Origin of the sequence: Alistipes sp., from assembly GCF_048465635.1 — a bacterium.
In the GTDB taxonomy this organism is placed as follows: domain Bacteria; phylum Bacteroidota; class Bacteroidia; order Bacteroidales; family Rikenellaceae; genus Alistipes.
Map to the genome: position 1 here is coordinate 375,168 of NZ_DBFWLF010000005.1, position 19,028 is coordinate 394,195.

17 protein-coding genes and 1 tRNA gene are annotated in these 19,028 nt (G+C 64.1%); 9 read left to right on the forward strand and 9 right to left on the reverse strand.

Annotation, left to right across the window (positions count from 1 at the left end):
* Positions 1–67 precede the first annotated feature (67 nt).
* Positions 68–442 carry a Rid family detoxifying hydrolase gene (locus tag ACMO9O_RS02605; RefSeq protein ID WP_418982058.1) on the reverse strand — a complete coding sequence of 125 codons (375 nt, stop codon included), beginning with the start codon at positions 440–442 and terminating at the stop codon, positions 68–70.
* 77 nt (positions 443–519) lie between these two features.
* Between ACMO9O_RS02605 and ACMO9O_RS02610 the strand changes: the two genes are divergently transcribed.
* The gene (locus ACMO9O_RS02610) at positions 520–948 is read left to right on the forward strand and encodes an META domain-containing protein (RefSeq protein ID WP_418982059.1); all 429 of its coding nucleotides are present in this window, start codon (positions 520–522) and stop codon (positions 946–948) included.
* Between the two features lie 43 nt (positions 949–991).
* Here ACMO9O_RS02610 and ACMO9O_RS02615 read toward each other — a convergent pair whose 3' ends face one another.
* From ACMO9O_RS02615 to ACMO9O_RS02635, 5 genes are all read right to left on the reverse strand, one after another.
* Positions 992–1,990 carry a malate dehydrogenase gene (locus ACMO9O_RS02615; RefSeq protein ID WP_418982060.1) on the reverse strand — a complete coding sequence of 333 codons (999 nt, stop codon included), beginning with the start codon at positions 1,988–1,990 and terminating at the stop codon, positions 992–994.
* A gap of 466 nt (positions 1,991–2,456) precedes the next feature.
* Positions 2,457–3,053 (reverse strand): recombination mediator RecR, encoded by a 597-nt coding sequence (gene recR / locus ACMO9O_RS02620; RefSeq protein ID WP_418982061.1) that lies wholly within the window; start codon positions 3,051–3,053, stop codon positions 2,457–2,459.
* A gap of 16 nt (positions 3,054–3,069) precedes the next feature.
* A complete protein-coding gene (locus ACMO9O_RS02625) occupies positions 3,070–3,888 on the reverse strand; it encodes an SH3 domain-containing protein (RefSeq protein ID WP_418982062.1) in 819 nt (272 codons plus the stop codon).
* Positions 3,889–3,894: 6 nt separating this feature from the next.
* The gene (locus ACMO9O_RS02630) at positions 3,895–5,763 is read right to left on the reverse strand and encodes a BatD family protein (protein ID WP_418982063.1); all 1,869 of its coding nucleotides are present in this window, start codon (positions 5,761–5,763) and stop codon (positions 3,895–3,897) included.
* A gap of 52 nt (positions 5,764–5,815) precedes the next feature.
* Positions 5,816–7,429 (reverse strand): fumarate hydratase, encoded by a 1,614-nt coding sequence (locus tag ACMO9O_RS02635; protein ID WP_418982064.1) that lies wholly within the window; start codon positions 7,427–7,429, stop codon positions 5,816–5,818.
* A 329-nt stretch (positions 7,430–7,758) separates the two neighbouring features.
* Here ACMO9O_RS02635 and ACMO9O_RS02640 point away from each other — a divergent pair, with 329 nt between their 5' ends.
* Positions 7,759–8,751: a class II fructose-bisphosphate aldolase gene (locus ACMO9O_RS02640; protein ID WP_418982065.1), complete on the forward strand. Its 993-nt coding sequence runs from the start codon at positions 7,759–7,761 to the stop codon at positions 8,749–8,751.
* A gap of 227 nt (positions 8,752–8,978) precedes the next feature.
* On the opposite strand, the gene ACMO9O_RS02645 is transcribed toward ACMO9O_RS02640, so the two are convergent.
* Genes ACMO9O_RS02645 through ACMO9O_RS02655 form a run of 3 tightly spaced genes read right to left on the reverse strand, consistent with a single transcriptional unit; the run spans position 8,979 to position 11,328 of the window.
* Positions 8,979–10,007, reverse strand: coding sequence for an alpha/beta hydrolase (locus tag ACMO9O_RS02645; protein ID WP_418982066.1), 1,029 nt, complete (start codon positions 10,005–10,007; stop codon positions 8,979–8,981).
* A gap of 15 nt (positions 10,008–10,022) precedes the next feature.
* Positions 10,023–10,364: a cupin domain-containing protein gene (locus ACMO9O_RS02650; protein WP_418982067.1), complete on the reverse strand. Its 342-nt coding sequence runs from the start codon at positions 10,362–10,364 to the stop codon at positions 10,023–10,025.
* 13 nt (positions 10,365–10,377) lie between these two features.
* Positions 10,378–11,328, reverse strand: a complete 951-nt coding sequence (locus ACMO9O_RS02655) for an NAD-dependent epimerase/dehydratase family protein (RefSeq protein WP_418982068.1) — start codon at positions 11,326–11,328, stop codon at positions 10,378–10,380.
* Positions 11,329–11,441: 113 nt separating this feature from the next.
* On the opposite strand from ACMO9O_RS02655, the gene ACMO9O_RS02660 reads away from it, so the two are divergent.
* The 7 genes from ACMO9O_RS02660 to ACMO9O_RS02690 all read left to right on the forward strand — a co-directional run bounded on the left by ACMO9O_RS02660 (position 11,442) and on the right by ACMO9O_RS02690 (position 19,011).
* Positions 11,442–11,516: transfer RNA gene (locus ACMO9O_RS02660), tRNA-Thr, on the forward strand.
* Between the two features lie 198 nt (positions 11,517–11,714).
* Positions 11,715–12,104, forward strand: a complete 390-nt coding sequence (locus ACMO9O_RS02665; protein ID WP_418982069.1) for a hypothetical protein — start codon at positions 11,715–11,717, stop codon at positions 12,102–12,104.
* A gap of 194 nt (positions 12,105–12,298) precedes the next feature.
* A complete protein-coding gene (locus tag ACMO9O_RS02670; protein ID WP_418982070.1) occupies positions 12,299–13,144 on the forward strand; it encodes a prephenate dehydratase in 846 nt (281 codons plus the stop codon).
* Between the two features lie 166 nt (positions 13,145–13,310).
* Complete coding sequence (locus ACMO9O_RS02675; protein WP_418982071.1) at positions 13,311–14,375, forward strand: chorismate mutase; 1,065 nt, start codon at positions 13,311–13,313, stop codon at positions 14,373–14,375.
* A gap of 91 nt (positions 14,376–14,466) precedes the next feature.
* Positions 14,467–15,147, forward strand: coding sequence for a response regulator transcription factor (locus ACMO9O_RS02680; protein ID WP_418982072.1), 681 nt, complete (start codon positions 14,467–14,469; stop codon positions 15,145–15,147).
* Entirely contained in the window at positions 15,125–16,573 is a 1,449-nt protein-coding gene (locus tag ACMO9O_RS02685; RefSeq protein ID WP_418982073.1) for a sensor histidine kinase, read from the forward strand. Before ACMO9O_RS02680 ends, ACMO9O_RS02685 begins: the two co-directional genes overlap by 23 nt.
* Before the next feature lie 215 nt (positions 16,574–16,788).
* The gene (locus ACMO9O_RS02690; RefSeq protein WP_418982074.1) at positions 16,789–19,011 is read left to right on the forward strand and encodes an inorganic phosphate transporter; all 2,223 of its coding nucleotides are present in this window, start codon (positions 16,789–16,791) and stop codon (positions 19,009–19,011) included.
* Positions 19,012–19,028 lie beyond the last annotated feature (17 nt).

The following is a 19,028-nucleotide window of genomic DNA, read 5'->3' on the forward strand; positions in this document are numbered from 1 at the left end:
GTTATCTACAAATAAACGAAAATGCGCCCCAAACCGCTGAGGCGCACCCGTTAACCCGCCGAACGGATTATTTCGCCGCCACAGCGTCGATCTCGACCAGCGCGCCCATCGGCAACGCGGCCACTTCGAAGCAGATGCGGGCGGGCATCCGGTCGGTGAAGAATTCGGCGTAGACGGCGTTCATGGCTCCGAAGTCGGCGATGTGCTGCAACAGCACGGTCGTCTTCACCACGTCGGCGTAGTCGTAGCCCGCCTCGCGCAGAATGTGGCCCAGGTTGACGAGCGACTGCCGCGTCTGGGCCTCGATGCCTTCGGCCATCCGGCCGTTCGCGCCATCGACGGGAAGCTGACCCGAGACATAGAGTGCGCCGCCGGACTCGACGGCCTGCGAATAGGGTCCCACGGCTTTGGGAGCCAGCGGGGATGCGATGATGGTTTTCATTGGTACGGTTTTTTCGGTTTCCACACAAAGGTACGATTTATTCCCTATATTTGCAGCACCGAATCCCGATAATTCCGATGAAAACACTTTATAAAATCGCCCTGCTCGCCGCCCTCACGGCCCTGCTGGCCGGATGCTGCGCCTGCCGCTCCTACCAGAAACGCACCCGCCGGCCGCTGGCGGGAACCCAGTGGCAGCTCATCCAGCTCAACGGCCGCACCGTCGCCGCGGAGGAGGGGCGCTACACCCTTACGCTGCTCGAAGCCGACGGGCAGCTCTCCGGCACGGGGGCCTGCAACCGCATCTTCGGCTCCTACACGGCGGATGAGAAACGGGCGTTGAAGATCGGACCGCTGGCCTCGACGCGGATGGCATGCCCCGGACTGGAGACCGAACGCGAGTTCGTCGCGGCCCTCGAGTCGGCCACCCACTACGACATGGACGGGCCGATGCTCCTGCTACTCTGCGACGGCGAGCTGCGGGCCGTCTTCCAGGCCAAACCCTGACAATTTAAAAGGCGACCCTTCCGGGCCGCCTTTTTACGAATCGTTATTTCAGATGCGGATTCAGCCGCCGCCACTCGTCGACCGGGGGCAGCATCCCCATCGCAATCACCTCGTCGCGCAGCTTGCAGAGATGGCAGTAGCTCTCGGCGAGCTTCTCGTGCTCCTCGGCCGTGCCCTGCACGTTCTTGTAGCAGACGCCCTCGCAGTCGATGGTCGTCTCCATCGCCATCAGGATATGCTTGAACTCGTCGTTATGGACGAAGACACCGGCCGGATAGCAGAACGGCGCACCGCCCATTGCCGCGGCGATCATGCAGATGGAGAGATAGGCCGGGCTTTGGAACGACGAACGGCCCCGGAGGTCGATGATGTGCTTGCCGCCCTGAATCACCCGCTGCTGCAGGTCGTGCCAGTCGCCCTCGGGCATTTCGTGACCGATCAGCTCCGACAGGGGACGCCCGGCGACCAGCGTGGTCGAGGCGAAGACGGCCATCTGCTCGCCGTGGCCGCCGTAGGTGCGGCAGTTGCGGATTTCGTCGGGCGAAATCTTGAAGTACTTGGCCAGTTCCGAACGCAGGCGGGTCGAATCCAGCGCTGCGAGCGTCGAAAGCCGCGAAGGACGGATGCCCGCATGGATCAGCGTCACCAACCCCGTGATGTCGGCCGGGTTGAAGACGATCACCACGTGCTTCACCTCGGGGCAGTAGGCCCGGATGTCCTTACCCAGCTGGGCGGCGATTGCGGCGTTGCCCTTCAACAGGTCCTCGCGCGTCATGCCGGCCTTGCGGGCAGCGCCGCCCGACGACACGACATAGGAAGCGTCGCGCAACGCCTCGGCGATGTCGCTCGTCCAGGTGATGTTCACCCCCTCGAACGCGCAGTGGCGAAGCTCCTCGGCCACGCCCTCCAGCGCCGGAGCGAACGGATCGTAGAGGCAGATGTTCGGCGTCAGGCGCATCATCAGCGCGGTCTGTGCCATGTTGGAACCGATCATGCCGGCGGCTCCTACGATGGTGAGTTTCTCGGTTGTCAGAAAATTCATAATGGTATGTTTAACTAAGTGGTATTTTCAATCCTGCCTGCGAATCTCTACCGTCAATACGACTTAGACCGCGGAAACTCGCGGCCAATGGCCGCGTTAACCAAGTCTGACCCTCCCCTAAATCCCCTCCTCGGAGGGGACTTAGGTCCGCCTGCGGCGGAACGCTGCGTCTGCAAATCTGACCCCACCCCGGCCCTCCCTCAGGGAGGGAGAAGAGCCTCAGGTATAAATCTCCACCCCGCTTGGTTTGCGGCTCAAAAAACGGCACGGACCGTGATTCCGATGTCCTGTTTCGGCTGTTAAGCCGGCGGGCCGCAGCCTCCGGGCGCGGAGGCCCGCTTGTCGCGTGCCCTCCGCAGGCTGCGTCCGCAACTGCTATCCGCGGCAAGGCCTCTTGAAAACACATCCCTCCGCAGGCTGCCGCCTGAACGTTTGCGGGAACGCATCCACAGCCCACCCGCTTTCCTTATTCGATCTCCCGGCGGTTGAGCAGCGCATGGGTGATCGTCAGCTCGTCCACATATTCCAGTTCGTCGCCGAAACCGATGCCGCGCGCGATCGAGGTCGTTTTCAGCCCCGGGAACTGCCTCAGGCGGTTCATCAGGTAGAAGAGCGTCGTTTCGCCCTCGACCGAGGTCGAGATAGCCAGAATCACCTCCCTCACCCCGCCGCGGGCGATGCGCTCGGTCAGCAGATCGATCTTCAGGTCCGAGGGCGAGATGCCCTGCATGGGCGAAATAACGCCCCCCAGCACGTGATACACCCCCTTGTACTGGCGCGTATTCTCGATCGAGAGCACGTCGGCGACCTGCTCGACGACACAGATCGTGCCGTGATCGCGCTCGCGGTCGGCACAGACGGTACAGACATCCTCGTCGGAGAGGTTATTGCACACCTTGCAGTATTTCACCTCGTTGCGGAATCGGTCGATGCTGCGCGTCATCTCGCCGACCGACTCCTGCTCCATGCGCAGGATATGGATGGCCAGCCGCAGCGCCGTGCGGCGTCCCACTCCCGGGAGCTTCGACAACTCGCCGACAACGTCTTGTAACAGCTTGGACAATTTTCTTGCTTTTTGCTCAGATAACCTCGATCGCGCGGCTCTCCAGCCACCCCTTCTTGCCGTCGGCGATGGTCACCTCGCTCCACGCATCGAGCCGGTCGGTAACCTCGACGACCGTCCCCTCGTGCAGCACGAAGAGGTCGGTTGCCGACTTGTCGGGCGAGCTTTTCACGGCCACCGACGAGGACATGACCACCGCTTCCGAGCGATCGAGCATCTGCCGCCGCTCCCCCGCTGCGAACCACGTCGCCGCCGCGAAGAGCAGCGCCGCAGCCAGCGTTCCGTAGAAGCCCGCCTTGCGCAGCGTCAACCGCTGCGCGAGCAGGAAGACCAGGAAGAGAGCCAGCGCCAGGGCCAGCGCCGCGAGCGACAGCACGCTCCACGCCGTGCAGCTCATCGTCCGGCGCACCCCGCGCATCCACTCCGTGAGGAAAAATTCGGGAATCTGCTCGATGTTGTCCTTCGTGCGGGCTTCGACCACGCTCAGGTTGTAACGGATATCATCGCTGCCGGGAGCGAGCCGCAGCGCGCGCCGGTAGTAGAGCACGGCCTTGCCGATGCGGTCCTCCTTGAAGTAGGCGTTGCCGAGGTTGTAAAAGAGTTTGGCCGAACTCAGTCCGCGCGATGCCAGCTCCTCGTACGCCTCGACCGCACCGTGGTAGTTGCCGTTGATGTAGGCCGTTCCGGCCTCGTCCCAGAGCCGCTCGGGCGTGTTCTCCGCCGCGGGCCGCCCGGCGGCGGGCGCGGAGGTCGCCGTCTGGAGGCTGTCGGCGGGCTGCGCATAGCTTAAAAGGGCTGCCGTCAGACCCAGAATCAGTATGATCGTTCTCCTCATAGCTGCTTATCGTTTTATCGCCCCCTCAATGCGGGAGATGAAATCCACGCCCTCGGCGTAGACGTCGCTCATCTGCGCCGTCGCCACGGGCGAATACTGCGCCTCGTCGCACTGGCTGACGATGGCTGCGAAACGCTGCGACTGCTCGGCCGGGACACCCCGCTTGTGCAGCTCCTCGCGCACGTTCTCCTTCGTCAGGTTGGCCACGGGGATGTTGAACTTGTCGCTCATGTAGCCCCACAGGGCGCGCAGCATCTCCTCGTAGAAGGCGTGCCGGTTCTGCTCCTCCATGTAGCGCTTGGCGGCGCGGAAGCGCTGCACGGCGACCTTGTTGGCCCGTTTGCCGCGCACGAGCGCTGCATTCTGCGACTCGCGGATGCGTTTGCGCAGCGCGACGTACGCCCCGCCGAAGAGCACCAGAATACCCCCCAGGATACACCAGTAGGCAGTGCTGAAGAGGAACGGCACGCGGTCCGCACGCAGCTGGGCCGCACCCAGCTTGATGAAACGGATGTCCTGCCCCAGCAGCTTGACCTCCTCCTTGGACATGCCGCGGCCCGTCACCACGGGCGCATCGCCGCCCCCGCTCGCATCGGGCGTGACGTCGAGCGACAGGGGCTTGGTGTGCAGCGTCACATACTGCATCCGCTCGGGATCGAAGTAGGTGAACTCGACCGGCTCCACTTCGTACGTGCCCTCGGCACGGGCGATGAACGGGTATTCGAACTGGCGGTAGCCGGAGATGCCGGCCGCAGAGGTGTTGATCGACTCGGTGGTTTTGACGTTGTACTGCTCGAACGAAGCGGGCAGCGTGAGTTTGGGAGCCTGCACGAACGTGAGGTTGCCCGTTCCCGTGATCCGGATCGTGTAGGTGGCCGCCGAGTTGGCTGCGAACTGCTCGGGAGGCAGCGTGGCGTCCATCGAGAAGCGGCCCACCGCGCCGTTGAACGAGGCGGGCGCCCCGGCCGGCAACGGCTTGACGGTGATGTTCACCCGCTGGCTCTGCACCTTGCGCGGAACGTTGTAGACCTCGTGACCGCCCCCGAAGAAGGGGTCGGCGTTGCGGCGGCTCTGCACCACGACCTGCGCCACGGCGGTCAGCTCCGCAGGCTCGATCACCAGCGTTCCGGCCTGCTGCGGATAGAGCAGGAATTCGCGGGCCACGAGCGTTTCGTAGACCTTGCCGTTGTAGGTTTCGCGCTGGCTACGGGCGTTGTCGGTATTCAGCTCCTGCGCCCAGAAGCCGTTGAACGACGGAAACTTTACCCCGTCGTACCCCACCACGTTGACCCGCTGGTAGAGCTTGAAGGTCACCCGAAGCGGTTCGCCCTTATAGACCGAGGTGCGCGAGACGATGGCCCGCAGCAGGATGTCGTCCCTGGCCACCTGCCGCTGCACGTCCTGACCCGGTTCGTCCGGCCGGTCGGGCCGGGCATGCCCCGAACCGCCCCCCTGGCCGCCCTGCGGCTGCGTCCCCTCGTCGACGATCTCGATCGGCAGCGGGTCGGTGCGGTAGACGGTCCCCTCGACGGCGATCGAAGCCGCGCCGACGGTGACGTTCCCGGCCGCCTGCGGCAGCAGCACGTAGGTGATCGTGTAGTTGTAGCTCTTGGTGCGCACCCCGTTGATGATCGAGAGCGACGAACCGCGCGACACGACCGGCCCTGCCAGCACGTCAAACCCCTCGAACGACGGGGGGCTGAACGTATCCTCCTCCGGCTCGGCATTGAGCGCGAACTGCACGCGGAACGGTTCGCCCGCGGCGACCGTCAGCGGCGAAGAGGCCTCGAAGGCGACCTTCCCGTCGGCGTAGGCCGGGAAGATCGCCAGCGAGCAGAGCACGGTACATGCTATTTTCGCAACGAATTCTCTCATGGAGTTTTGCAATAGGTTACCAATTCGGATTTACAACGACGCCGCGCGCGTTTTAGTGTTTGAAATCCGCAAAAAAGTCGTTCCCCTTGTCGTCAACGATAATGAACGCCGGGAAATCCTCGACGTAGATCTTGCGCACGGCCTCCATGCCCAGTTCGGGGAAGTCGACCACCTCGACCGACTTGATCGAGTTCTTGGCCAGGATCGCCGCCGGACCGCCGATCGAACCGAGGTAGAAACCGCCGTGCTTCTTGCAGGCGTCGGTGACGGCCTGCGAGCGGTTGCCCTTGGCAACCATCACCAGCGAACCGCCGTGCTCCTGGAAGAGGTCCACGTAGGGGTCCATGCGCCCGGCCGTGGTGGGTCCGAACGAACCCGACGCCATCCCCTGCGGGGTCTTGGCCGGACCGGCGTAGTAGACCGGATGCTTCTTGAAGTACTCGGGCATGGGCTTGCCCTCGTCGAGCATCTGCTTGATGCGGGCGTGGGCTATGTCGCGGGCTACAATAAGCGTACCCCGCAGATTGAGGCGGGTTTTGATCGGATATTTGGTCAGAATCTCGCGCACCTTATCCATCCCCTCGTCCAGGTCGATCTCCACGGCGGGCGACATGGCGGGCGACTGCTTGGGCAGGAAGCGCGCGGGATTGGTCTCCAGCTGCTCGAGGAAGATGCCCTCGGGGGTGATCTTGGCCTTGATGTTCCGGTCGGCCGAGCAGCTCACGCCGATAGCCACGGGGCACGAAGCGGCGTGACGCGGGGCGCGGATGACGCGCACGTCGTGCACGAGGTACTTGCCGCCGAACTGGGCGCCCACACCGCTCTTGCGGCATATGTCGAGCACCTTCTGCTCCCACTCCAGGTCGCGGAAGCAGCGGCCGCCCTCGTTGCCCGAGGTGGGCAGCTCGTCGAGATAGCCGGCCGAAGCCTTCTTCACGGTCGAGAGGCACATTTCGGCCGACGTGCCGCCGATGCAGATCGCCAGGTGGTAGGGCGGGCAGGCCGACGTTCCCAGATCGAAGATGTGCTGCTCGATGAACTTGGTGAGCGACTGCTCGTTGAGCAGCGCCTTGGTCTGCTGGTAGAGGAAGGTTTTGTTGGCCGAGCCGCCCCCCTTGGTGATGAAGAGAAATTCGTACTCCATACCGGGCTTGCCGCCGTAGATGTCGATCTGCGCCGGGAGGTTCGTACCCGAGTTTTTCTCCTCGGTCATCGTGAACGGCACGACCTGCGAGTAGCGCAGGTTGCGCCCCTTGTAGGTCTCGTAGACGCCGCGGGCGATGTGCTCGGCGTCGTCGGCCCCCGTGTAGACGTCCTCGCCCTTGTGGCCGATGCAGATGGCCGTGCCGGTGTCCTGGCAGGTCGGCAGCTCGCCCTCGGCCGAAACGACCTGATTCATCAGCATCGTGTAGGCAACGAACTTGTCGTTGTCGGAGGCTTCGGGATCATCGAGAATGTCGCGCAGCTTCTGCAGGTGCGACGCGCGCAGGTAGAACGACACGTCGGCGTAAGCGGTCCGCGAGAGCAGCTCCAGCCCCGCGGGGTCGACCCGCAGCACTTTGCGGCCGTCGCACTCGACGACTTTTACATAGTCTTTCGTCAGCAGACGATACTCGGTCTTGTCCTCTCCGACGGGAAAGGGTTCCTGATAGATGAAATCGGACATAATGTTATCGTTTTTGTTTGTGTATTACTCCAGTGTCTCACGCTTCCGCCGGTCGTAGCTCGCGGCGTCCCTCCGCGTTTACAGGTCTGACCCCACCCTAAACCCCTCCCTCGGGAGGGGCTTGTCGTACGCGGCCAAGCATCTACCCGCAACAAATACAGCGTTGCCTGCGTCCAAAGCTCCGCAAAATTACAAAAAACTATCCGGATTGCGCAACGATTTCCCCTCGCTCTGTTATTTTTTTCACAAAAAGGAGGAGTTATTTAGAATTTTTAGTAAATTTGTGCCATCGATCCGCGACAACAAATCACTGCATAAATTAAATCGTTATGGTATCCTACAAAGATTTGGGCCTGGTCAACACCCGCGAGATGTTCGCCAAGGCCATCGAAGGCGGTTACGCCATCCCGGCGTTCAACTTCAACAACATGGAGCAGATGCAGGCCATCGTCCAGGCGTGCGTCGAGGCATCGTCACCGGTGATCCTCCAGGTTTCGGCCGGTGCGCGCAAGTACGCCAACCAGACGCTGCTGCGCTACATGGCCCAGGGCGCTGTGGAGTATGCCAAGGAGCTGGGCAAGAACATTCCCATCTGCCTGCACCTCGACCACGGCAACTCGTTCGAGCTGTGCAAGAGCTGCATCGACATGGGCTTCTCGTCGGTAATGATCGACGGTTCGGCGCTGCCCTACGAGGAGAACGTCGCCCTGACCAAGCAGGTGGTGGAATACGCCCACCAGCACGACGTGACCGTCGAGGGCGAGCTGGGCGTGCTGGCCGGCGTCGAGGACGAGGTGGCTTCCGAGCACTCGCACTACACCGATCCGGCCGACGTGGAGGACTTCGTGAAGAAGACCGGCGTCGATTCGCTGGCCATCTCGATCGGCACGTCGCACGGCGCGAACAAGTTCAAGCCCGAGCAGTGCACGCGCAACGCCGACGGCGTGCTGGTTCCGCCCCCCTTGCGTTTCGACATTTTGAAGGAGATCGAGAAGCGCATCCCCGGCTTCCCCATCGTGCTGCACGGCTCGTCGTCCGTACCGCAGGAGTACGTGAAAATCATCAACACGCACGGCGGTGCGCTCAAGGATGCCGTCGGCATTCCCGAGGAGCAGCTGCGCGAGGCCGCCAAAAGCGCCGTCTGCAAGATCAACATCGACTCCGACGGCCGTCTGGCCATGACCGCCGCCGTGCGCAAGGTCTTCGTCGAGCAGCCCGCCGAGTTCGACCCCCGCAAGTACCTGGGTCCCGCCCGCGACGAGCTGAAGAAGCTCTACAAGCACAAGTGCGAGAACGTGCTCGGCTCGGCCGGCAAGGCTTAGCGGACCGCCCCGCATCCACGAAAAAACCGGAAGTTTCGCTTCCGGTTTTTTCGTATCCTGTCCGCCGGCGTCCGGGGTATTATCCGCTGACCTCCGCCAGCCATACCGCTGCCAGCCGAATCGTCGTCCGGAGCGCTATCCGTCGTCATCCGTCCGCCTTCCATCCGCAGTCGGATCGCTATCCGGACCATCGGCCGTCGTCCTCACGGCGGCGCCGGCCCTTCCGATCAATCGGCCGGGGCATCCGGTCCATCCGCACCGCGGCCCGATCCGTCATTTAGCCCCTTATCCGATCCGTCATTCGACTCTTCGTCGCGGACGTACCGCCCCACAAACTCCCCGACCCGCCGCGTATACTCCTCCCGATTATCCCGGTAGGAGACCGCATGCGCCGCGCCGGGCACGACCCACAACTCCTTCTCGCCCGGTTTGGCCGCATAGAGTTCGTAGACCATCTCCGTAGGGACATACTTGTCGGCATCGCCGTGGATGAAGAGCATCGGCAGCGTCGAGCGGCGCACCTGCTCCAGCGCCGACGCCTCGCGGAAGTTCCAGCCGTTTTCGAGCGCGTTAAGCCCGCTTGCGGCGTGAAGCAGCGGGAAGGGCGGCAGGTGGAACTGCTCCTTCAGCTCCTTGGCGAACTGGTCCCAGACGCTCGTATAGCCGCAGTCCTCCACAAAACATTTCACGTAGGGCGGCAGCTGCTCGCCCGAGAGCATCATCGTGGTGGCCGCGCCCATCGAAATGCCGTGGACGACCTGCTGCGTATCGCCGCCGAACAGGGAGTCGGCGACCTCGGTCCACCGCAGCACGTCGAGCCGGTCGGGCCACCCCATGCCCACGGCGCGCCCCTCGCTGCGGCCGTGGTAGGCCAGGTCGGGCAGCAGGATGTTGTAACCCAGATCGTGATTATAGAGGTAGCCGATCATCAGCATGCGGATCGCATTGTCCGTATAGCCGTGGACGATCACCGCGGTCTTTTTGGTCGGACGCGGGGCCGCGGCGTAGATCGCATGCAGCCGCCTGCCGTGCGGGCCCACGATCACCGTATCGCGCAGCGCGTCCGCCCGGCGGAGGCTGTCGACCCACGGCCGCAGGAACGGATATTCGGCATACATATAATCATAGGACTCCTCCTCCCCGCTCCGCGCCCGGTCGGGCCGCAGCGAGTAGGAGATGAGGTAGAGACTACCGCCCGCCACGATGGCCGCGAGCAACAGCGACGGCAGAAAGAGATACCGGACGACTGGTTTCATGATCGGTGCAGGGGATTATTTCTCCGGCTCGGACAACGGCAAATTTCCTGCCCCGGCGTAAAACATGACTAACTCGACCGGCTCGTCGCCGCGGTTTTCGCCGTAATGCGCCGTGCCGATCGTCTCCACGATCCCCTCCCCGGGGCCGAACGTCCGCTCCGCACCGTCCGCGGTCACCACCGTCAGCGAGCCGCGCAGCACCACCCCGGCGTTGATGACCGGGTGGCGGTGCATCGGCAGCCGCGTATGCGGCGGGAGAATGCCCCGCAGGATCGAGACCCTCGGCGCACCCGCCGGATAGGCAGGCAGCAGCGCACCGTCCCAGCTCTCCGCGGCCGCCTCGACGACGGGTTCCATCCGTGCCCCGGTCCTATCCGACATGCAGTTTCGTGCGGATATGCGCGAGCATGTCGTCGGTCATGCGCGAGAGGTCCCATTCGGGCTTCCATCCCCACTCCTCGCGGGCGCACGTGTCGTCGAGCGAATTGGGCCAGCTCTCGGCGATCTGCTTCTTCACGGGGTCCACATCGTAGTCCATCCTGAAGTCGGGCAGGCGCTTGCGGATCTCGGCGCAGATGATCTCGGGCGTGAAGCTCATCGAGGCGATGTTGAAGCTGTTGCGGTGGACGAGTTTGGTCGGGTCGGCCTCCATCAGCTCGACGCAAGCCCGCAGCGCATCGGGCATGTAGATCATGTCCATATAGACGTCCGCCGGAACGGGGCAGGTGAAGCGGCCGCTGCGGATCGCCTCGTAATAGATCTCCACCGCGTAGTCGGTCGTTCCGCCGCCAGGCAGCGTGACGCTGGAGATGATTCCCGGGAAACGCACCGAACGGGTGTCGACGCCGAACTTGTGGTGGTAGTAGTTGCCCAGCAGTTCGCCCGTGACCTTGCAGATGCCGTAGATGGTCGTGGGCTGCATGATCGTGTCCTGCGGGGTCTTGTCCTTGGGCGACGAGGGGCCGAACGCACCGATCGACGAGGGGGTGAACAGCGCGCAGTGGTGCTGGCGCGCCACTTCGAGCGAATTGTTCAGCGCGCCCATGTTGACATTCCACGCCATCTGCGGGTTGCGCTCGCCCACGGCCGACAAGAGAGCCACCAGGTTGAAGATCGTATCGATGTGGTAACGCGCCACCACCGAGGCCATCGCCGTGGCGTCGAGGGCGTTGAGCACCTCGAAGGGCCCGGCTTCGCCGAGGGCTTTGCATTCGCGCATGTCGGTAGCCACGACGTTGTGATCGCCGTAGATTTTGCGCAGATAAACGGTCAGTTCGGAACCGATCTGGCCCCCTGCTCCTACAATCAGTATACGTTTCATCGGGTTAAGGTTGTAATTGTGAAGTAAAGATAGAAAATAATCGGGAAAAACGCACTATTTTTTGGTCTTTTCATTTTTCTTGTGTACTTTTGCACCGATTTCAACAGCAAATTGCTGACATAGCTCAGTGGTAGAGCACTTCCTTGGTAAGGAAGAGGTCCCGGGTTCAAGTCCCGGTGTCAGCTCCAGCGGATGCGCCCCTCGCGCATCCGTTTTCTTTTTCGCATTCCGACCAACTTCAGACAACGCTCTCGGGCTGGGAGGCTGCGCACCCGACATAACTTTGCACCGTTCAAAACGTATCGGCATGCGCATCCGCCTCAATCCGGCCTACGAATCCCTGCGCGCGTTCATGAGGGAGCTTCCCCGCACCCGAGGCGCGGCCCATGCTCGATGCCTTCGCGCGCTTCACCGTCCGCATGCAGAAGCGGGGATCGAGCATCGGAGACTTCAACCACGCCAACGTCCTCTACCGCCCCGACCCGGCAGGCGGTTACCGCTTCCAGCTGATCGACATCAACCGCATGCGCTTCCACGCCCGGCCGCACTCCATGCGCCGCTGCATGGTCAACCTGCAGCGGCTCGCGTGCCCCGCTCCGGCGTTCCTCTACCTCTTCGTCCGCTACGCCGAACAGCGCGGCTGGAACGTCAGCGACACGCTGCTGCGCGGTGTCTTCTTCCGGCTGCTGTTCACCCGCCGCAAGCAGCTGCACAAGCGTTTCCGCGCCCGCCGCACCGCCGCGGCCGCAAAAAAACGCGCCCGAAATTTGGATTGAGCGATTATTTCACTACATTTGTTGCCGACAAACGTATCGACATGAAGCATTTCGGTTTTGCATCCTACTCCTTTCACTTTTTCTTTTACGGCACGGGAAAAAGCGGAGCGGCATGCAGTTAACCGGACTTTGAGGAATAAGTCACCGATGAACCCGCTCCGCACAAGAGCGGGTTCGTCTTTTTTGAACGGACTATGGAACGAATCGTCATACAGGGCGTCGCGGGGTGCTACCACGAAACCGCGGCCCGCGCCTGCTTCCGCGACCGAACCGTCGAAACGCTCCCCTGCCGGAGCTTCGAGGAGCTGTTCGCCCGCATGGAGCGCGATCCGCGGCTGCTGGGCGTAGCCGCCATCGAGAACACGATCGCGGGCAGCCTGCTGCCCAACCACGAGCTGCTGCGCCGCAGCCGCACGCGGATCGTGGGCGAGCAGAAGCTACGCATCTCGCACGTGGTGGCGGCGCTGCCGGGGCAAAGCATGGAGCAAATCCGCGAGGTGCGCTCGCACCCGATCGCCCTGATGCAGTGCGGGGACTTTCTGGCCGGGTATCCCGACCTGAGGATCGTCGAGCGCGACGACACGGCGGGCAGCGCCCGCGAGATCGCCGAACAGCAGCTTCCGCACACGGCGGCCATCTGCGGTGCGGAGGCGGCGGCGTTGTACGGACTGGAGGTGCTTCGACGCGGGGTGGAGACCAACAAGCACAACTTCACGCGCTTTCTGCTGCTCGCCGATGAAAGCCGCGCCGGGGAGTTCGCCGACCCGGACCGCACGGATAAGGCCTCGCTGCTCTTCACGCTGCCCCACACGCGGGGAAGCCTCTCGCAGGTGTTGACCGTGCTCTCGTTCTACGGCGTAAACCTGACGAAAATCCAGTCGCTCCCGATCGTAGGCCGCGAGTGGGAATACCGCTTCTACGTCGACGTCACCTTCGACGACCGCACGCGCTACCGGCAGGCCGTCGACGCCGCGCGCCCCCTTGCGAGCGACTTCCGCATCCTGGGCGAATATGCCGAATGTCCCAACCCGAACCTGTGAAAACGACTGCGAACCGGAGCCCCACTCCCGGCGGAAATCCCGACCGAAGTCCCCTCCGAGGAGGGGATTTAAGGGTGGGCCAGCCCTGTAAACGCGGCCAAGGCCGCGAGGATCAGCGATCGGCTTCGAATATCCAAACACAATTGCCAAAACAAACCAAACAGATATGAACGATCTGCAACCCATCCGGCTGCCGGGGCTAGATCCCCGCCGCCCCCTCACCATCGCGGGGCCGTGCAGCGCCGAAACCGAAGAACAGGTGCTCCGCACCGCCCGCGAACTGGCCGCCGAGGGGTTCCGCATCTACCGCGCGGGACTCTGGAAACCCCGCACCAAGCCCGGCGGCTTCGAGGGCGTAGGGGCCGACGGCCTCGGGTGGCTGCGGCGGGTGAAGCGCGAAACGGGCATGTACACTTCGACCGAGGTCGCCACGCGCGAGCACGTCACGGCGGCGCTGGCCGGGGGCGTCGACCTGCTCTGGATCGGGGCGCGCACGGCGGCCAACCCCTTCGCCATGCAGGAGATCGCCGACGCATTGCGGGGCCGCGACGTCCCGGTGCTGGTCAAAAACCCCGTCAGCCCCGATCTGGAGCTTTGGATCGGGGCCATCGAACGCATCTACAATGCCGGCATCCGCCGCCTGGGGGTCATCCACCGCGGTTTCACTTCGATCGACAAAAGCCTCTACCGCAACCATCCCATGTGGTCGATTCCTATCGAGCTGCATCGCCGCCTGCCGGCGCTGCCGATCTTCTGCGACCCGAGCCATATCGGCGGCAAGCGCGAACTGGTCGCCCCGCTGGCGCAGCAGGCGATGGACCTGGGCTTCGACGGGCTGATCGTCGAGGCGCACTGCGCCCCCGACACGGCGTGGAGCGACAAGGCGCAGCAGATCACCCCGCAGGCGCTGGCCTACATCTGCCGCAACCTGGTCATCCGCGAAGCGACGACCACAACCGAGAGCCTGTCGGAGCTGCGCGCGGAGATCGACAAGCTCGACGACCGGCTGCTGGAACTGCTCGCGCACCGCATGCGCGTCTCGCGCGAGATCGGACAGTACAAGAAGGAGCACGCCATGCCCGTCCTGCAGGCCGCGCGCTACGAGGAGCTGCTCGCCCGCCGCGCCGCGCAGGCCGTCGAACTGGGCATGGACCGCGAGTTCATGCGCTCGGTGCTGCAGGCCATCCACGAGGAGTCGGTGCGTCAGCAGCTGGAGGTGCTCGACCGGTAAGCGGCTCTGTTACATTTCGGTTAAATGTCGGCTGCGGCGGATGCAATCGTCGGAATCCTTTCTATTTTTGCAGCGGACAGAACCCGCATCTATGGCAAAACACAAGATTCTGGTGGTCGACGACGAGGAGTCGCTGTGCGAGATTCTCCAGTTCAACCTCGAGGTCGAGGGATACGAGGCCGACGTGGCGTACAGCGCCGAACAGGCGCTCTCGATGCACCCCGAACGCTATTCGCTGCTGCTGCTCGACGTGATGATGGGCGAAATGAGCGGCTTCCGCCTGGCGCAGCTGCTCAAGGCCGACCCCGCGACGGCGCGCATCCCGATCATCTTCTGCACGGCGCGCGACGCTGAGGACGACACGGTCGCAGGGCTGAACCTCGGGGCCGACGACTACATCGCCAAACCCTTTTCGCTGCGCGAGGTGCTGGCCCGCGTGCGCTCGGTGCTGCGGCGCGCCGCCACGGCCGCTGCGCCCGCCGAAAACATCCGTTACGAAGGGCTGGTGCTCGACATGGCGAGCAAGCGCTGCACGGCGGACGGCACGCCGCTGCCGCTCACCCGGAAAGAGTTCGAAATCCTGGTCCTGCTGCTGCGGCATCCGGGCCGGATCTTCTCGCGCGAGGAGATTCTGAAGCGGGTCTGGAGCGACGAGGTGATCGTCCTCGACCGCACGATCGACGTGAACATCCGCCGGCTGCGCGCCAAGATCGGCGCTTACGGCAGCCACATCGTAACACGCCTGGGGTATGGCTACGGCTTTGAGGCATAGGCTCTCCTACCACCGGCGGCTATTCCTGCTGCTCGTCGCTTTCTCGTGGACGCTGGTCGCCTGCTTCATCGCCTTCCAGTACGGACGCGAAAAACAGTTCAAGGCCGAGCGGCTCGACGCACGGCTGCAACTGTACAACCTCCGCCTGCTGGACGCTCTGGCCGCAGGGGTGCACCCCGCCGAGGCCGCCGCCCGCGGCGACCAACCCTACGACGACCTGCGCGTGACGATCATCGACCGCACGGGGCGCGTCATCTTCGACAACTCGCTCGACACGCTGCCCGGCAGCAACCACCTCGACCGTCCCGAAGTGATCGCGGCGATCGACGGCGGCACGGGCTTCACCGTCCGCCGCCACTCCCGGAGCACGCACCACACCTATTTCTATTCGGCCATGCGCGGCCCCGAAGTGATCGTCCGCACGGCCGTGCCCTATTCGGTGACCCTTAGGGAGGTGCTCACCGCCGACCGCCGCTTTCTCTGGTTCATGCTGGGCGTAACGCTGCTGATGAGCGTGGCGGCCTTCTTCGCCACGCGGCGGCTGGGGCACAACATCGTGCGGCTGCGCGAATTTGCCCGCCGGGCCGAGCGGGGCGAGCCGATCGCCGATGCACCCGCCTTCCCGCACGACGAACTGGGCGCGATCTCCGAGCACATCGTCCGCCTCTACGCCCGCCTGCAGCAGACCGCCGCCGACCGCGACCGCGAACACGCGGCGGCCCTGCACGAAGAGCAGGAGAAGATCCGCATCAAGAAGCAGCTGACCAACAACATCAACCACGAGCTGAAGACCCCCGTCGCAGCCATCCGGGGCTACCTCGAAACGCTGCTCGCCGCGCCCGGCCCTGCCCCGGAGCGCCGCCGCGAATTTCTCGAAAAGAGCCTCGCCCAGACCGAACGGCTGCGCCGCCTGCTTGCGGACGTGGCGACCATCACGCGCCTGGACGACGCCAGCCACGTCATCCGCAAGGAGCGCCTGGTGCTGAACGATGTGATCGGGGAGGCCGTCGCCGACCTTTCGCTGCGCCCGGCCGACGAGCGGCTGCGCGTCCATTTGGACCTGCCGCATCCGATCGAAATGACGGGCAGCCCGACTCTGCTCGGCTCCGTCTTCCGCAACCTCACGGACAACGCCGCGGCCTACTCGGGCGGGCGCGACCTCTACATCCGGCTGCTGGCGGACGATGCGGAGCGGTGCACCCTCCTGTTCGCCGACAACGGCATCGGGGTCGGCGAAGAGCACCTTCCCCACCTGTTCGAACGCTTCTACCGCATCGACAAGGGGCGCTCGCGCAAGCTGGGCGGCACGGGGCTGGGGCTGGCCATCGTCCGCAACGCGGTGGCGCTGCACGACGGGGCGATCACGGTGCGCAACCGCGAACGGGGCGGGCTGGAGTTCATCATCACGCTGCGCAAGAACAGTTAGCCGGATCGGCAGGCGGAACGAAGCATTTCCTACGGCAACCCCCGCCCCGGCCGAACGCCTCCTGCAAACCGAGCGTCTCCGCCAGCATCTCTGCCGGGGTCCCGTCCGCGCTGCTGCCCACATGCCGCTTCGAAATTTCATCGCTCCGCAACCGCCCCGTAATCGCTTTGTAACATCCTTTTCGGACCTTTGTATCCGAACCAAACCGGATACCCATGTCCCCGATCTTCACCGTTATCGTCGTCATTCTGGCCGCTCTGGCCGTGATGGGCATCGTCGTAGGCGTCGCCAACGACGCGGTCAACTTCCTCAATGCGGCCCTCGGGTCGAAAGTCGCGCCGCGCCGCGTAATCCTAGGCGTGGCCGCCGCCGGCATTCTCGTCGGCACGCTCACCTCCACGGGCATGATGGAGGTCGCCCGCAGCGGGGTCTTCTACCCCGGAGAGTTCTCCTTTGCGGAGGTGATGATGCTCTTTTTGGGCATGATGCTGGGCAACGTGCTGCTGCTGGACATCTTCAACACGCTGGGGCTGCCCACCTCGACCACCGTGTCGATGGTCTTCGGACTGCTGGGCGCGGCCGTCGCCGCCGCCCTGATGCGCATCGGAGCCGATCCCGCGCTCTCGCTGCACGACCTGCCGCAGTTCATCAACTCGGGCAAGGCGATGGTCATCATCGCCGCCATCCTCCTGTCGGTGGCGCTGGCCTTCGCCGCCGGGACGCTCTTCATGTACCTGTCGCGCCTTATCTTCACGTTCCGCTACCACCCCGTCTTCCGCCGCTGGGGCGCGGTGTGGTGCGGCATCTCGCTGGCCGGCATCCTCTACTTCGCCCTCTTCAAGGGGCTGGGCAACTCGGGGCTGATCCCCGCGGCCGTAGACCTTTACGTGCGGGAGCACACCTTCGCCACGCTGCTGATCTTCTGGGTCGTCTCGTCGGCGGTGCTGCGGCTCTTCCAGCGCATGCGGCTCAATATCCTGCGCATCACGATCCTCTCGGGAACCTTCTCCCTGGCGCTCGCCTTCGCCGGCAACGATCTGGTCAACTTCATCGGCGTGCCGCTCGCAGGGTACGACTCCTACCGGCTGGCCGCCGAGGCCGGCAGCGAGACGCTGATGATGACCGGACTGATGAAACCCGCGCGGGCCGACTTTATGCTGCTGGTCGGCGCCGGGGTCATCATGGTCCTGACGCTCTTCCTGTCGAAGAAGTCGCGCCACGTCACCGAAACCGAGCTGGCGCTGGCCTCACAGCATGAGCAGGACGAGCGCTTCTCCTCGACGCTCCTCTCGCGCCAGACGGTCCGCGTTTCGCTGGCGCTCAACGCACTCTGGACCGCACTGGTTCCGGCCCGCGTGCAGCGCGCCATCGACCGCCGCTTCACCCCGCTGCCCGTGGAAGAGCGCTCCGCGGCCCCCTACGACATGATCCGCGCCGTGGTGAACCTCACCGCTGCCTCGATCCTCATCGCGGTGGCGACCTCCTACCAGCTGCCGCTTTCGACCACCTACGTGGTTTTCATGGTGGCGATGGGCTCGTCGCTGGCCGACCGTTCGTGGGGCCGCGAGAGCGCCGTCTACCGCATCACGGGGGTCATGGCGGTCATATCGGGCTGGTTCGTCACGGCGCTGGGCGGCTTCGTGATCGCGCTCGGCGTCACGCTGCTGCTGCTCTGGGGCGGCTGGATCGCCGTGGCGGGGCTGACGGCGCTCTGTCTCTGGCTGCTGGTGCGCAGCCACCGGAAAACGCCCGAAACCAGGGAGCGCGAAGAGGATTCGTTCACCGTCCGCCCGGCCGAGGAGGCCGACGCCGTGTTGCGTACCTGCATCGGGGAGGTGTGCGCCACCATGCAGGAGGTCACGCGCATCTACGACCGCACGCTGGTGGCCGTCTTCAAGGAGAACCGCAGGGTGCTGCGCGAGATGGTGCAGGCATCGGAAAAGCTCTTCGACGAGGCCCGCACGCGCAAATACGGCGTGATCGCCACCCTTCGTCGGCTGGAGGCGAACGACATCGACACGGGGCACTTCTACGTGCAGGTGGTCGACTACCTCTCGGAGGTGACCAAGGCGCTGCTGCACATCACGCGCCCGGCGCTGGACCACATCGACAACCACCATGCGGGCTTCACGCGCGAGCAGGTCGTCGACCTGATGCGGGTCAACGACCGGGTCGAAGCGATCTTCGACAAGATCAATGCGATGCTGGTTTCGAACGATTTTTCGGAGCTGGATCAAGTGCTGACGATGCGCGACGAGCTGTTTGGGCAGATCGTCGAAGCCGTGAAGAGCCAGCTGCGGCGCATCCACGACGATCCGGCCGTCAGCACGCGCGCCTCGATGCTCTATCTGACGCTGCTGAACGAGACCAGAACGATGGTGCTGCAGGGGCGCAACCTGCTCAAGTCGCAGCGCTACTTCCTCGAGCAGCGGGCCTGAAGCGGAAGATGGCCGAC

Bases quoted from the DNA above. Each gene is read 5' to 3' on its own strand.
- ACMO9O_RS02605 (WP_418982058.1), bottom strand. From the start codon at position 442: ATGAAAACCATCATCGCATCCCCGCTGGCTCCCAAAGCCGTGGGACCC.
- ACMO9O_RS02610 (WP_418982059.1), top strand. From the start codon at position 520: ATGAAAACACTTTATAAAATCGCCCTGCTCGCCGCCCTCACGGCCCTG.
- ACMO9O_RS02615 (WP_418982060.1), bottom strand. From the start codon at position 1,990: ATGAATTTTCTGACAACCGAGAAACTCACCATCGTAGGAGCCGCCGGC.
- ACMO9O_RS02625 (WP_418982062.1), bottom strand. From the start codon at position 3,888: ATGAGGAGAACGATCATACTGATTCTGGGTCTGACGGCAGCCCTTTTA.
- ACMO9O_RS02630 (WP_418982063.1), bottom strand. From the start codon at position 5,763: ATGAGAGAATTCGTTGCGAAAATAGCATGTACCGTGCTCTGCTCGCTG.
- ACMO9O_RS02635 (WP_418982064.1), bottom strand. From the start codon at position 7,429: ATGTCCGATTTCATCTATCAGGAACCCTTTCCCGTCGGAGAGGACAAG.
- ACMO9O_RS02640 (WP_418982065.1), top strand. From the start codon at position 7,759: ATGGTATCCTACAAAGATTTGGGCCTGGTCAACACCCGCGAGATGTTC.
- ACMO9O_RS02645 (WP_418982066.1), bottom strand. From the start codon at position 10,007: ATGAAACCAGTCGTCCGGTATCTCTTTCTGCCGTCGCTGTTGCTCGCG.
- ACMO9O_RS02650 (WP_418982067.1), bottom strand. From the start codon at position 10,364: ATGGAACCCGTCGTCGAGGCGGCCGCGGAGAGCTGGGACGGTGCGCTG.
- ACMO9O_RS02655 (WP_418982068.1), bottom strand. From the start codon at position 11,328: ATGAAACGTATACTGATTGTAGGAGCAGGGGGCCAGATCGGTTCCGAA.
- ACMO9O_RS02665 (WP_418982069.1), top strand. From the start codon at position 11,715: ATGCTCGATGCCTTCGCGCGCTTCACCGTCCGCATGCAGAAGCGGGGA.
- ACMO9O_RS02670 (WP_418982070.1), top strand. From the start codon at position 12,299: ATGGAACGAATCGTCATACAGGGCGTCGCGGGGTGCTACCACGAAACC.
- ACMO9O_RS02675 (WP_418982071.1), top strand. From the start codon at position 13,311: ATGAACGATCTGCAACCCATCCGGCTGCCGGGGCTAGATCCCCGCCGC.
- ACMO9O_RS02680 (WP_418982072.1), top strand. From the start codon at position 14,467: ATGGCAAAACACAAGATTCTGGTGGTCGACGACGAGGAGTCGCTGTGC.
- ACMO9O_RS02685 (WP_418982073.1), top strand. From the start codon at position 15,125: ATGGCTACGGCTTTGAGGCATAGGCTCTCCTACCACCGGCGGCTATTC.
- ACMO9O_RS02690 (WP_418982074.1), top strand. From the start codon at position 16,789: ATGTCCCCGATCTTCACCGTTATCGTCGTCATTCTGGCCGCTCTGGCC.